At 74.5% G+C, this 13,378-nt stretch carries 10 protein-coding genes; 1 reads left to right on the top strand and 9 read right to left on the bottom strand.

Features of this window, described 5'->3' with window-relative positions:
• Window positions 1-9 precede the first annotated feature (9 nt).
• Both CXR04_RS29585 and CXR04_RS29580 read right to left on the bottom strand, forming a co-directional pair.
• The gene (locus CXR04_RS29585; protein WP_101425275.1) at window positions 10-642 is read right to left on the bottom strand and encodes an NUDIX domain-containing protein; all 633 of its coding nucleotides are present in this window, start codon (window positions 640-642) and stop codon (window positions 10-12) included.
• Window positions 642-2,408 carry a CTP synthase gene (locus tag CXR04_RS29580; RefSeq protein WP_101425274.1) on the bottom strand — a complete coding sequence of 589 codons (1,767 nt, stop codon included), beginning with the start codon at window positions 2,406-2,408 and terminating at the stop codon, window positions 642-644. The genes CXR04_RS29585 and CXR04_RS29580 overlap by 1 nt, the downstream gene beginning before the upstream one ends.
• Before the next feature lie 271 nt (window positions 2,409-2,679).
• On the opposite strand from CXR04_RS29580, the gene CXR04_RS29575 reads away from it, so the two are divergent.
• On the top strand, window positions 2,680-4,485 hold the full coding sequence (locus CXR04_RS29575) for a glycoside hydrolase family 15 protein (protein WP_101425273.1): 1,806 nt from the start codon (window positions 2,680-2,682) through the stop codon (window positions 4,483-4,485).
• An 81-nt stretch (window positions 4,486-4,566) separates the two neighbouring features.
• Here CXR04_RS29575 and CXR04_RS29570 read toward each other — a convergent pair whose 3' ends face one another.
• From CXR04_RS29570 to CXR04_RS29540, 7 genes are all read right to left on the bottom strand, one after another.
• Window positions 4,567-5,712, bottom strand: a complete 1,146-nt coding sequence (locus tag CXR04_RS29570; RefSeq protein WP_101425272.1) for a glycosyltransferase family 4 protein — start codon at window positions 5,710-5,712, stop codon at window positions 4,567-4,569.
• A 326-nt stretch (window positions 5,713-6,038) separates the two neighbouring features.
• A complete protein-coding gene (gene recN / locus CXR04_RS29565; protein ID WP_101425271.1) occupies window positions 6,039-7,808 on the bottom strand; it encodes a DNA repair protein RecN in 1,770 nt (589 codons plus the stop codon).
• Window positions 7,809-7,953: 145 nt separating this feature from the next.
• Window positions 7,954-8,847 carry an NAD kinase gene (locus CXR04_RS29560; protein ID WP_101425270.1) on the bottom strand — a complete coding sequence of 298 codons (894 nt, stop codon included), beginning with the start codon at window positions 8,845-8,847 and terminating at the stop codon, window positions 7,954-7,956.
• Complete coding sequence (locus CXR04_RS29555; RefSeq protein ID WP_101425269.1) at window positions 8,844-9,659, bottom strand: TlyA family RNA methyltransferase; 816 nt, start codon at window positions 9,657-9,659, stop codon at window positions 8,844-8,846. The genes CXR04_RS29560 and CXR04_RS29555 overlap by 4 nt, the downstream gene beginning before the upstream one ends.
• A 753-nt stretch (window positions 9,660-10,412) precedes the next feature.
• Complete coding sequence (locus CXR04_RS29550) at window positions 10,413-11,255, bottom strand: ABC transporter ATP-binding protein (RefSeq protein ID WP_234380551.1); 843 nt, start codon at window positions 11,253-11,255, stop codon at window positions 10,413-10,415.
• Window positions 11,252-12,289, bottom strand: a complete 1,038-nt coding sequence (locus tag CXR04_RS29545) for a FecCD family ABC transporter permease (protein WP_101425267.1) — start codon at window positions 12,287-12,289, stop codon at window positions 11,252-11,254. Before CXR04_RS29545 ends, CXR04_RS29550 begins: the two co-directional genes overlap by 4 nt.
• The gene (locus CXR04_RS29540; protein ID WP_442802418.1) at window positions 12,286-13,338 is read right to left on the bottom strand and encodes a FecCD family ABC transporter permease; all 1,053 of its coding nucleotides are present in this window, start codon (window positions 13,336-13,338) and stop codon (window positions 12,286-12,288) included. The genes CXR04_RS29545 and CXR04_RS29540 overlap by 4 nt, the downstream gene beginning before the upstream one ends.
• Window positions 13,339-13,378: the final 40 nt, after the last annotated feature.

Below are 13,378 nucleotides of genomic sequence, written 5' to 3'. Positions count from 1 at the left end.
CTGCGCCTTTCAGGGTGTGAACGGGCGGGCCGGCCAGGGGGCGTTCGCCTGGCGCAGCGTGTCGAGACCGCCGTCCGCGCGGGCCGCCTGGAGCGCCAGCACGCCCAGCATCAGGCAGTTGTTGTGCAGGTCCCCGGCGAGGGCGCCGCGCACCAGATCGGCCACCGGCACGCGGTCGATCATGAGGTCCAGCTCCTCGCCGTGGGCGGCGTAGCGCTCCCCTTCGGCCTCGGTCACCCCGCGGGCGAGGAAGACGCGTACGGCCTCGTCGCAGCCGCCCGGGGTGGTGTAGACGTCGACGAGCACGCGCCAGTCGTCGGCCCTGACGTGTGCCTCCTCGTACAGCTCGCGCTGGGCGGCGTTCAGCGGGTTCTCGCCTGGCACGTCGAGGAGTCCCGCGGGGATCTCCCAGAGCTTGTGCCGTACGGGGTGGCGGTACTGGTTGAGCACCAGCACGCGGTCGTCGTCATCGAGGGCGAGGATGGCGACCGAGCCGGGGTGTACCTGGTAGTCGCGGCGGGCCACGGTGCCGTCGGGCATCACCACGTCGTCCGTGCGCACGGACGTCTTGGCGCCCTTGAACGGCGTCTCGGAGGCGACGATCTTCCACTCGGCCGCCGTGTCCTTCAACTGCTCCGCCATCACTTGCCCCCCTCGCGCACGGCGCCCACCCGCTTCTGCGCACCCGCGTGTGCGCCGTGCGGGCCGGCCTGCTGCTGCACGCCGCCCTGCTGCTGTACTCCGGTTTCCTTCGCCGATTCCTGTCCTGCCGCCTCGTGCCTGGCTACGGCGGCCTTCAGCAGCCCGGCGAAGAGCGGGTGCGGCCGGGTGGGCCGCGAGCGCAGCTCGGGGTGGGCCTGGGTGGAGACCAGGTACGGGTGCGCCTCGCGCGGGTACTCCACGAACTCCACCAGCTTGTTGTCCGGGGAGGTGCCGGAGAACGAGAGGCCGGCCTTCTTCTCCAGCTCGCTGCGGTAGGAGTTGTTGACCTCGTAGCGGTGCCGGTGGCGCTCCTCGACGTACGGCTGGTCCGCGTACGCCTCCCGCACCACCGAACCCTCCGCCAGCTTGGCCGGGTAGAGGCCCAGGCGCATCGTGCCGCCCATGTCGCCCTCGCCGGCGACGATGTCGAGCTGCTCCTCCATGGTCGAGATCACCGGGTCCGTCGCGGCCTGGTCGAACTCCGTGGAGTTCGCGCCCCCCATGCCCGCGAGGTTCCGCGCCGCCTCGATGACGATGCAGTGCAGGCCGAGGCAGATGCCGAGCAGCGGCACCCGGTTCTCCCTGGCGTAGGTGATCGCGCCGATCTTGCCCTCCACGCCGCGCTCGCCGAAGCCGCCGGGGATGACGATGCCGTCCACGTCCGCGAGGTGCTTGCGGGCGCCCTGGGGCGTGCGGCAGTCGTCGGACGTGACCCATTTGATCTTGGCGCGGGCGTTGTTGGCGAAGCCGCCGGCGCGGATCGCCTCGGTGACCGACAGATAGGCGTCGGGCAGGTCGATGTACTTGCCGACGAGCGCGATCGTCACCTCGTGCGCCGGCTCGTGCACGCGCCGCAGCAGGTCGTCCCACTCGGTCCAGTCCACGTCCCGGAACGGCAGGTCCAGCTTGCGGACGACGTACGCGTCCAGGCCCTCGGCGTGCAGCACCTTGGGGATGTCGTAGATCGACTTGGCGTCGATGGCGGCGACGACGGCGGCCTCGTCGACGTCGCACATGAGCGAGATCTTCCGCTTGATCGCCGCCGGCACCTCGCGGTCCGCGCGCAGCACGATCGCGTCCGGCTGGATACCGATGCTGCGCAGCGCGGCGACCGAGTGCTGGGTCGGCTTGGTCTTCAGCTCGCCGGACGGGCCGATGTACGGCAGCAGCGAGATGTGGACGACGAACACGTTGTCCCGGCCGACCTCGTGCCGCACCTGGCGGACGGCCTCCAGGAACGGCAGCGACTCGATGTCGCCGACGGTGCCGCCGACTTCCGTGATCACCACGTCCACGTCGTCGGAGGACATCCGGCGGATCCGGGACTTGATCTCGTTGGTGATGTGCGGGATCACCTGCACCGTGTCGCCCAGGTACTCGCCGCGGCGCTCCTTGGCGATCACCGAGGAGTAGACCTGGCCGGTGGTGACGTTCGCCGAGCCGTCGAGGTCGACGTCGAGGAAGCGCTCGTAGTGCCCGATGTCGAGGTCGGTCTCGGCGCCGTCGTTGGTGACGAAGACCTCGCCGTGCTGGAAGGGGTTCATCGTGCCGGGGTCGACGTTCAGATACGGGTCGAGCTTCTGCATCGTGACCCGCAGCCCGCGCGCCTTGAGCAGGGCACCCAGACTGGAGGCGGTGAGCCCCTTGCCGAGCGAGGAGGCGACGCCTCCCGTGACGAAGATGTGCTTTGACGTCGTGGATGGCATGGCCAAGAGGGGCTCCCGTGGTCGCTGATGAGGTGCGTGGCGGGGTGCCCCAGATCGAGGTGGGTCGCTCGGCGAGCGCCGCCGCCACATGCCCGGCCGGCCCTCCGCTCCACGGGCTACCAGGGTATCAGTGATCCCCTGGTCACCGCCCGCGGCCGACCGCCGTCCATCCGCCCGACCCGATCGGACGAGGCGGAATCCGCGACCGTGGCGCACGCGCGCACGCGAAGGCTTTATCCTCTGCGGAACGCACTTCTAGCTGGAGAGGCACGTGGCCGGGCGGATCGAGGACTACGCACTTTTGGGCGACATGCAGACGGCAGCGCTCGTCCGTCGCGACGGCACGGCCGACTGGCTCTGCCTGCCCCGGTTCGACTCCCATGCGGTGTTCGCCGCCCTATTGGGGACCGAGGAGCACGGCTTCTGGCGCCTCGGTCCCGCGTACGCCCCGGAGTCCTGCCCACCGCCCGCCACCCGGCGGCGCTACCGGGGCGACTCGCTGGTGCTGGAGTCCGAGTGGGACACCCCGCGCGGCACGGTCCGGCTGATCGACTTCATGCCCCCGCGCGACGGCGCCGCGCCGCAGCTCATCCGCATCGTGGAGGGCGTCACGGGCCGGGTGCCGATGCGCTCCGCGCTGCGGATGCGCTTCTCCTACGGCCGGATCGTGCCGTGGGTGCACCAGACCGAGGACGGCCGCACCGTCGGCGTCGCCGGTCCCGACTCGGTGTGGCTCGACGCCCCGGTGCCGACGTACGGCCGGGACCTCACGACGTACTCCGACTTCACCGTCGGCCCGGGCGACCGGCTTGCGTTCACGATCAGTTGGCAGCCCTCGCACCGCGAGCCGCCGCAGCCCGCAGAACCCGAGGCAGCGCTCACCGCCACCGAGGACTTCTGGCAGGAGTGGACCGACCACTGTACGTACCACGGCCCGTACCGGCACGCGGTGATCCGCTCGCTGATCACGCTCAAGGCCCTGACGTACGAGCCGACCGGCGGCATCGTCGCCGCGCCCACCACCTCGCTGCCCGAGGACATCGGCGGCGTGCGCAACTGGGACTACCGCTTCACCTGGCTGCGCGACGCCGCCATCACGCTGTCGTCCCTGCTGCGCACCGGGTACCACGAGGAGGCCCGCGCCTGGCGCGAATGGCTGCTGCGCGCGGTCGCGGGCGACCCGGAGAACCTGCAGATCATGTACGGCATCGCCGGCGAGCGCGAGCTGGGCGAGTCGGAGCTGGACTGGCTGCCGGGGTACGAGGAGTCCCGCCCGGTACGCGCCGGCAACGGCGCGGCGGGGCAGTTGCAGCTCGACGTCTACGGCGAGGTCGTCGAGGCGCTGCACCTCGCGCACATGACGGGCCTCACCCGCAACGACTACGCCTCGCTGCTGCAACTGAAGATGATCCGCTGGGTCGAGGAGAACTGGGACCGCCCCGACGAGGGGCTGTGGGAGGTGCGCGGCCCGCGCCGGCACTTCGTCCACTCCAAGGTGATGACCTGGGTCGCCGTCGACCGCACGATCAAGCTCATCGAGTCCGGCGAGGCGGACGGCCCGCTGGAGCGCTGGCAGCGGCTGCGCGACGACATCCACCGGGACGTGTGCGAGAAGGGCTACGACCGGCAGCGCAACACCTTCACGCAGTCCTACGGCTCGCAGGAGCTGGACGCCTCGCTGCTGCTCATCCCGCAGGTCGGCTTTCTGCCGCCGGACGACAAGCGCGTCATCGGCACGATCGAGGCCATCCAGCGCGAGCTGGGCACCCCCGACGGCTTCATCCGCCGCTACCCCACCGCGGGCGACGAGACGGGCAGCGACGGGCTCCCGGGCGACGAGGGGGCGTTCCTCGCCTGCTCGTTCTGGATGGCGGACGACCTGGCGATGATCGGCCGGGTGCAGGAGGCGCGGCAGTTGTTCGAGAAGCTGCTGGCGCTCCGGAACGACCTGGGGCTGCTCGCGGAGGAGTGGGACCCGCGGCTGCAGCGCCAAGTGGGCAACTTCCCACAGGCGTTCAGCCACGTGCCGCTGATCGACACGGCGCTGCGGCTGAGCGCGTCGGGGGCTTACGGGTAGCACTCCGCGCGGCGCGCGGAAGCGCGGCGGCGGTGCGGAATGCCCCGACGCGCTTCCGGCGGTTCGGGGCTCGCGGGGTCGTCACGCCTCGTAGGTCATCAACTCGTCGTAGATCGACAGAACCTGGGTGACGGTGTCGTCCTCCGTCGGCCAGGTGCCTGCCTGGGCGCGGCCCGCGGCGGACAGGGCCGCGCGGTGGGCCGGGTCGTGGAGCAGGGCCGCCACCGCGTCGGCGAGCGCACGGGCGTCCCCGTACGGCACCAGCTCCGCCGCGTCGCCGACGAGTTCGGGGATGCCGCCGACCGCCGTGGCCACCAGCGGGGCGCCCGCGTGCAGCGCCTCCTGGGCCAGCACCGGGCGCGCCTCCCACGGGCTGGAGAGCACCGCGACGTCCGCGGCGGCCAGCAGCCGGGGCAGGTCGTCGCGGCGGCCCAGGAGCCGTACGGGCAGCTTCTCGGCGTCGATACGGCGCTGGAGCCTCCCGCGGGCCGGGCCCTCGCCGGCGAAGGCGAGCAGCGGCTGCTCCGGCAGCGCCCGCCACATGCGGGCGGCCTCCAGCAGCGGTTCGTGGGTGCCGTACGCGTCGAGCGGGGCGGCGGTGAGCACCAGGGGCCGGTCCGGGGCGCCGAGTTCCGCGCGCACCTGCTGCTTGCGCAGCAAGGCGCCGTCGCCGCCCGGGTGCGGGTTCCGGGGCGCGGGGACGGCGATGGGCGCGAGCCGCGCGTCGCGGGCGCCGCGGCGGCGGGCGCCGTCGACGAGGTCGGTGGTGGCGCCGAGGACGACGCGGGCGGAGCGGGACACCCGTCGTTCGAGGAGCGGCATCATCCGGCCCCGTACCCCGTCGGGGTGGGTTCTGGTGTGCCAGGTGACGACGAGCGGCCTGCGCTGGCCCAGGATCGTCGAGCACGCCATCAGCCCGCACTGCAGGCCGTGGGCGTGGACGAGGTCCGCGCCGGCGCAGGCCGCGCGCAGCGTGGTCGCCGTGCAGAGCGGCGCGGTGGCCAGCCCGCCGCGCTCGGGCAGCCGCGCGACGAGGGCCCCGGCGGCGGCGAAGCCGTAGCGCTCGGCGGTGGCCGGCGTCGCGACCACCGTGACCCTGATGCCCCGGGCCACCAACCCGGCCGCCAGCGAGCGCACATGGACACCGCTGCCGCCCTCGCCGCGGCCGACGAGCTGCACGGCGTGCAGCGCGGTCGGGCCGTGGGGCGGTGCGGGGGTGCTGCTCACTGGGCCGGAACTCCTGTCCGTGGCGTCGCAGGGCCTGCCCAGGATGCCACTCCCAAGGAGCAGCCGGGCCCGGCTCGGCGCCGTCAACCGCTCTGTACGGGCGTACAGGTCAGACATGCACCACCCTTCCGGGCGATGCCCCGCACGTCCGTCGTGCGCCGGTACGACCCGCGAAAGGAGCGGACAGCACGGTGCATTCCGCCCAACCACCTCGATAGACGCATCCGGTACGAGCCAGGTTGCCCCACGGCACCCATTCGGCCCACACGCGGGCTGCCGCCCCACGCGTAGCCCTGGTCACACCGCCGTCGCCGGACGGCCGCGCCCTACTCCGCCCCCGCGCGGGCCGCCGCGAGCAGCTCCTCCGCGTGCGCACGGGCCGTCTCGGAGTCCTCCTGGCCCGCCAGCATGCGCGACAGCTCGCGCACCCGCGCCTCGCCGTCCAGGACGGTCACACCGCTGCGGGTGACCGCGCCGTCGCTGGTCTTCTCCACCAGCAACTGCCGGTCGGCGAAGGCCGCGACCTGCGGCAGGTGCGTCACCACCACCACCTGCGCGCCGCGCGCCAGCCGCGCGAGCCGGCGGCCCACCTCGACGGCCGCCTTGCCGCCGACGCCCGCGTCGACCTCGTCGAAGAGGTACGTCGGCACGGGGTCGGAGCCGGCGAAGACCACCTCGACCGCCAGCATCACGCGCGACAGCTCGCCGCCCGAGGCGCCCTTGGCGATCGGCCGCGGCGGTGCGCCGGGGTGCGGGGCGAGCAGCAGCTCGGCCTCGTCGACGCCCGTGGGCCCGTACGCGACGTTCCGGCCGCCGATCTCCAGACCGTCGGCGTCCGCGGCGACCTCGGTGCGGCGCAGGTCGACCGTCACCCGCGCGTGCGGCATCGCCAGCTCGGTCAGCTCGTCGGTGACGGCGGCGCCGAAGCGCTCCGCCGCGTCGCCGCGCGCCTCGGTCAGCGCCTCCGCCAGCAGCGCCAGCTCGCCGCGCAGGGCGTCGCGCTCGGCGGTCAGCTCCTCGATGCGCTCGTCGTCGCCGTCGAGCGCGGCGAGCCGGGCGGCGCCCGCCTCGGCCCAGGCGAGGACCGCGGAGACGCTGCCGTCGCCGGCCTCTCCCCCGCCGGCCGCGGCCGGCTCGTGGCCGTACTTGCGGGTGAGGTGGGTGAGGACCGAGCGGCGCTCCTCCACCGCGGCCAGCCGCAGCGGGTCGGCGTCGACGCCGTCGCCGTACGCGGCCAGCTCCTGGGCGACGTCGCCGAGGAGGATGCCGACCTCGGTGAGCCGGTCGGCGAGCCCGGCGAGCGCCGGGTCGTGGGCCCGTACGGCCGCCAGGGCGCGCTGTGCGCCCGCGACGAGCGTGCCGGCATCGACGGCCTCGGGGTCCGCCGGGTCGCCCGCGAGCGCGGCGTGCGCGGCGGCCGAGGCAGCGGTCAGCGCCTCGGCGTGGCCCAGCCGTTCGGCCTCGGCGGCCAGCTCGACGTCCTCGCCGGCCCGCGGCTCCGCGGCGGCGACCTCGTCGAGCCCGAAGCGCAGCAGATCGGCCTCCTGCAACCGCTCACGCGCGCGGGTGGTGATCTCGTCCAGCTCGGCGCTGACGGCGCGCAGCCTGCGGTACGCCGCCGAGTACTTGGCCAGCGGCGCGGCAACCGCGTCGCCCGCGTACCGGTCGAGGGCCTGCCGCTGCCGCGCGGGCTTCAGCAGCCCCTGCTGGTCGGTCTGCCCGTGCACGGCGACGAGGTCCTCGGCCAGCTCGCCGAGGAGCCCCACGGGGACGCCGCGGCCGCCCAGGTGCGCCCGGGAGCGGCCTTCGGCCGAGACCGTACGGCTGATGAGCAGGGCGCCGTCGTCCAGCTCGGCACCGGCGTCCTCGGCCCGTACCGCCGCGGGCGAGCCCTCGCCCACGGCGACCCGGCCCTCCACGACGGCGGACTTGGCGCCGATGCGTACGAGCGCGGCGTCCGCGCGCCCGCCGAGCAGCAGCCCGAGGCTGGTGACGACCATGGTCTTGCCGGCGCCGGTCTCGCCCGTCACGGCCGTGAAGCCGGGCGACAGCTCGACGACCGCGTCGTCGATGACGCCCAGGGACTGGATCCGCATCTCCTCCAACACGGTACGACCATACGAGGTTCCGGCACCGCGTCGCGAGGGGCGTCGTGATCAGGGTTCGGGCCGGCGGCGCGACCGGGCCGTGCCGCCGGGACCGGCGGCGGGCTGAAGGACCGCGCGTGGGACGGGCCGCGCGTCAGTTCGGCGCCCCGCGCCAGCCCGCCACCGGCAGCGCGAACTTGGCCACCAGCCGGTCCGTGAACGACGCGTGGTGCAGCCGCGCCAGCCGCACCGGGACCGCGCCGCGGCGCACCTCGACGCGGGCGCCGGAGGGCAGGTCGACCGTGCGGCGTCCGTCACACCACAGCACGCCGTGCTGGTTGTTCGGCTGCACCTCCACGGCCAGGATGGAGTCCGGCGATGTCACGAGCGGCTTGGCGAACAGCGCGTGCGCGCTGATCGGGACCATCAGCAGCGCCTCCACCTCGGGCCAGACGACGGGCCCGCCGGCCGAGAAGGCGTACGCGGTCGATCCCGTCGGCGTCGCGCAGACGACGCCGTCGCAGCCGAAGCGGGAGACGGGCCTGCCGTCGACCTCGGTGACGACTTCGAGCATCCGCTCGCGGGCGGCCTTCTCGACGGACGCCTCGTTGAGCGCCCAGTCGGCGTGCACGGTCCTGCCCTCGTTCCGTACCAGGACGTCGAGCGTCATCCGCTCCTCGACCTCGTACTCCCTGGTCACCACACGGTCCACGACCTTGTCGAGGTCGTCCCGCTCGGCCTCGGCGAGGAAGCCGACGCGGCCGAGGTTGACGCCGAGCATCGGCACGCCGGACTTGCGGGCGAAGGCGGCGCCGCGCAGCAGCGTGCCGTCGCCGCCCAGCACCATCAGCAGCTCGCAGTCGTCCATCACTCCGGGGCCCGCCTCCACCAGCTCCGTCTCCGGCGGCAGCGGCAGGTCGGCCGCCTCGCCGGCGAGCGCGCGCACGCCGACGCCGGAGCGCAGCAGGCCGCGCACGACCAGCTCGGCGCTGCGGATCGCCGCGGGCCGGCCGGTATGGGCGAGCAGGAACACGGTGCGATCTGTCATCGGGGCCCCTCCGCCACGGCACGTGCCACGTCCGCCGGGTCCATCGCGGGCGCCCCGGCACGCAGCCACAGAAAATACTCGACGTTTCCCTTCGGCCCGGGCAACGGGCTGGCCGTCACACCGAGCACCCCCAACCCGAGCGCCGCGCCCTGCCCGGCGACCCCGCGCACGGCCTCGGCGCGCAGCTCCTCGCTGCGCACCACGCCGCCGCTGCCCAGGCGTTCCTTGCCGACCTCGAACTGCGGCTTGACCATCAGCACGAGATCCGCGTCTGCCGTGGCGCAGCGCACGAGCGCGGGCAGCACGAGTCCGAGCGGGATGAACGACAGGTCGCCGACGACGAGTTCGGCGGGCGCGCCGCCGAGGTGGTCGAGGGTCAGCTCGCGGACGTTCGTACGGTCCCGGACGGTGACCCGCTCGTCGCTCTGCAGCTTCCACGCGAGCTGCCCGTAGCCGACGTCCACGGCGACGACGTGCGCGGCGCCTGCGCGCAGCAGCACGTCGGTGAAGCCGCCGGTGGAGGCGCCGGCGTCCAGGGCGCGGCGGCCGGCGACCCGCAGCCCGAGGGGCTCGAACGCCGCGAGCGCGCCGGCGAGCTTGTGGCCGCCGCGGGAGACGTAGTCGGGGTCGGCGTCGTCGGGGACGACGACGACGGCGGCGGACGTCTCGACCTGGGTGGCGGGCTTGCTGGCGACGAGGCCGCCGACGGTGACCCGGCCCGCGGCGATGAGCCGACCGGCGTGCTCGCGCGAGCGGGCCAGCTCGCGGCTCACCAGCTCGGCGTCGAGCCGGCGCCGCCGGGCACCGCTCACGGGTTCCCCGGCCGGTACGGCGAGGGGTGCGCCCCGGGGCGGGGCGGGGTGGGCCCGTAGGCCGCGGGGGTCGGCGGAGGCGCCGGCGGGCCGGGCCGGGCGTGGCTCTGGCCGTACGGCGCGGGGGCCGCAGGCGCGTGCGGGGCGGGGCGGCTCTGGCCCTGGGCGTACGGCGCCGGGCCCGCGGGTGCCTGCGCGGGCGGCGGGGGGCCTGGGTGCGGTCGAGTTCCTCCAGGGCCTCGCGCATCCGGCCGTGGGCGTCCTCGTAGACCTCCAGGTGGCTGCCGGTCGGCAGCTCGTCGGCGTCCGCGAGGCGGTCGAGCGCGGCGTCGACGTCGGCGTTGCCGGTGGGCGTGCGCGCGACGCCGAGCGGCTCGGGCCCGAGGTCGACCGGTGCGGGCTCGACCGGCTCGGGCTCCGCCGGCTCGGCGCCGACCGGCTCGGCCCCCCGCCCGGGGTGCGGTTCCGCCAGGCCCTCCGGCACCGCTTCCGGTTCCGTCCGGGCCGGCGCGACAGCCCCGTCGGCGGCCTGCGCCACATCCCCGGAGCCCGGTTCCGCTACGGCCCCGTGCCCCCGTTCCGCTACGGCCCCGCCGTCCGGCTCCGCCGCGCCCCCCGCGCCCGGCTCCGGCTGCCGCGGCGCCGGCTGCCGCACGTACGGCGGCGCGGTCGCGGTCTCGGGCTCCGCTGCGGGCATCGGCGTCGGCTCGCTCATGCCACAGACCGTACCCCGAACCACTGTCAGGACCCCGGTCAGACCCAGCCGGCGGCCCCCGCCCGCGCCTTGCGCGCCGCCGGGACGACCAGCGGCGTGCCGGTCTCCGGGTCGGCGATCACCTGGCACTTGAGCCCGAAGACCCGCTCGACGAGCGCCGCGTCCACGATGTCGTTGGGCGCCCCCTCCGCGACGATCCGCCCGTCGCGCATGGCGATCAGGTGCGTGGCGTAGCGCGCGGCGTGGTTGAGGTCGTGCAGCACGGCGACCAGCGTGCGCCCCTGTGTCTCGTGGAGTTCGGCGCACAGGTCGAGGACGTCGATCTGGTGCTGGATGTCGAGGTACGTCGTCGGCTCGTCGAGCAGCAGCAGCGGCGTCTGCTGCGCGAGCGCCATCGCGATCCACACGCGCTGCCGCTGCCCGCCGGACAGTTCGTCGACATAGCGATCCGCCAGCTCGCCGACCCCGGTGGCGGCCATCGACTGCTGGACGACCCGCTCGTCCTCCCGCGACCACTGCCGCAGCAGCCCCTGGTGCGGGTAGCGCCCCCGCGCGACGAGGTCGCCGACCGTGATGCCGTCGGGCGCCACGGACGACTGCGGCAGCAGCCCGAGCGTCCGCGCCACCTTGCGCGCCGGCAGCGAACCGATCGCCTCGCCGTCCAGCAGCACCGCGCCGGTACGCGGCTTCAGCATCCGCGCCAGCGCCCGCAGCAGCGTCGACTTGCCGCAGGCGTTGGGCCCGACGACGACGGTGAACGAGGCGTCGGGCACGGCCACCGACAAGTGCTCGGCGACGACCCGGCTGTCGTAGGCGAGGGTGACGTTCTCGGCGGCGAGACGGCTCACTTCTGGGCTCCTGTCCGGCGTACGGTCGGTCATATCCGGCCCGCCCGTCGTTCCGCGGCGAGCAGCCAGAGAAGGTAGACGCCGCCGAGCACGCCGGTGACGACGCCGACGGGCACCTGGTCGGCGCCGAAGGCGCGCTGCGCCGCCCAGTCGGCGACGATCAGCAGCGTGGCGCCCATGAGCGCGGCGGGCGCCAGGTTGGGGCCTGGCGCGCGGGTCAGCCGGCGGGCGAGTTGGGGCGCGGTGAGGGCGACGAAGGCGACGGGCCCCGCGGCGGCGGTGGCGGCGGCCGTCAGCAGCACGGCGGCCAGCAGCGCCACGAGCCGTACCCGCTCGACCGGGACGCCCAGCGCGTACGAGGTGTCGTCGCCCATCTCCATCATCCGCAGCGGCCGGCCGCTGGCCAGCACGAGCGGCACCAGCACCGCGCAGACCGCGGCCAGCGGCCACACGTGCGTCCAGTCCCGCCCGCCGAGCGACCCGGTGATCCACAGGGTGGCGCGGGCGGCGTCGACCAGGTCGGCCTTGGTGAGCAGGTAGTTGATGACGCCGGTGAGGATGGCGGCGGCGCCGATGCCGACGAGCACGAGCCGGTAGCCGGCCACGCCCTGCTGCCAGGCGAGCAGGTAGATCGCCGCCCCGGTGGCGAGGCCGCCGGCGACGGCGCCGAGCGCGACCGCCTCCGAGCCGCCCTTGAACAGCACGATGACCACCAGCGCGCCCACCGCGGAGCCGTGCGAGACGCCGAGCACGTCGGGACTGCCCAGCGGGTTGCGGGAGATGGCCTGGAACACCGCCCCTGCCAGCCCCAGCGCCGCGCCGACGAGGAGCCCCACGAGCACCCGCGGCAGCCGCAGTTCGCGGACGATGAACCCCTGCCCGGGCTCACCGCCGCCGAACAGCGTGCGCACCACGTCCGCGAAGGAGATCGGGAAGTCGCCGGTCCCGACGAGGACCACCGCGGCGGCCAGCGCGGCGGCGGCCAGCAGCAGGCAGACGAGCAGGGCGCGCAGGTCGAGGCGGACCGACAGATCGCCCCTCGTGCCGCGTACGTTGAGCGTTCTCACAACTGCGCCATCCGCCGGCGTCGTACGAGATGGATGAAGACCGGCCCGCCGAGGATCACCGTGACGATCCCGACCTGCACCTCCGCGGGCCGGGCCAGCACCCGGCCGAGCACGTCGGCGCCGAGCAGCAGCACGGGCGCGAGCACGGCCGCGTACGGCAGGATCCAGCGCATGTCGGGCCCGGTCACGGCGCGCACCATGTGCGGGATCATCAGCCCGACGAAGATGATCGGCCCGCAGGCGGCGGTCGCGGCGCCGCACAGCAGCGTGACGGCGAGCATGGCGAGCAGCCGGGTGCGGGCGAGGTGCGCGCCGAGGGCGCGGGCGGTGTCGTCGCCCATCGCCATGGCGTTCAGCGGGCGGGCCAGCAGCAGCGCGAGGACGATGCCGGTGGCGAGGAACGGCAGCACCTGCCGGATGGTGGTCGTGTCGGCGGAGGCGAGCGAACCGGTGGTCCAGAAGCGCATCTTGTCCAGCGCCGCGGTGTCCGTCAGCTCGACGGCGCGTACGTAGCCGAAGAGCGCGGCGGTGGCGGCGGTGCCGGCGAGCGCGAGCCGTACGGGCGTGGCGCTGCGGCTGCCGCCGAGGGCGTAGACGACGACGGAGACGGCGGCTGCGCCGGCGAAGGCGAACCAGACGTAGCCGGCGGCGGAGGAGACGCCGAAGAAGCTGATGGCGCTGACGACGGCGGCGGAGGCGCCGGCGTTGATGCCGAGCAGCCCGGGTTCGGCGAGGGGGTTGCGGGTGAGTGCCTGCATGACGGCGCCGGAGAGGCCGAGGGCGGCGCCGGCGAGGAGGCCGAGGATCGTGCGCGGGACGCGCATGTCGCGGATGACGACGTCGGTGTCGCTGCCGTCGTACGCGAAGAGGCCGTGCCAGACCTGGTCCAGCGGGACAGGCTTGGCGCCGATGGCGAGGCTGGCCACGCAGACGAGCAGCAGCGCGGCGCAGGAGGCGAGCAGCCCCGCGGCGCGCGGGGAGAACCACCGGCGGCGCGGCGGGGCGTCCTTGAGTCCGTTGTCCGTACGGGGAGCTGCGTCGACCAACACGCAGTTAGGTTAGCCTACCCTGATTAAGTCGTGGAGTGGG

This window comes from Streptomyces sp. CMB-StM0423 (genome assembly GCF_002847285.1).
Lineage (GTDB): Bacteria > Actinomycetota > Actinomycetes > Streptomycetales > Streptomycetaceae > Streptomyces.
This window is presented reverse-complemented; position numbering and strand designations above follow the sequence as displayed.

Coding starts and splice junctions, on each gene's coding strand:
- CXR04_RS29550 (WP_234380551.1), bottom strand. CDS start 11,255: ATGACCGACCGTACGCCGGACAGGAGCCCAGAAGTGAGCCGTCTCGCC.
- CXR04_RS29580 (WP_101425274.1), bottom strand. CDS start 2,408: ATGCCATCCACGACGTCAAAGCACATCTTCGTCACGGGAGGCGTCGCC.
- CXR04_RS29585 (WP_101425275.1), bottom strand. CDS start 642: ATGGCGGAGCAGTTGAAGGACACGGCGGCCGAGTGGAAGATCGTCGCC.
- CXR04_RS29560 (WP_101425270.1), bottom strand. CDS start 8,847: ATGACAGATCGCACCGTGTTCCTGCTCGCCCATACCGGCCGGCCCGCG.
- recN (WP_101425271.1), bottom strand. CDS start 7,808: ATGCGGATCCAGTCCCTGGGCGTCATCGACGACGCGGTCGTCGAGCTG.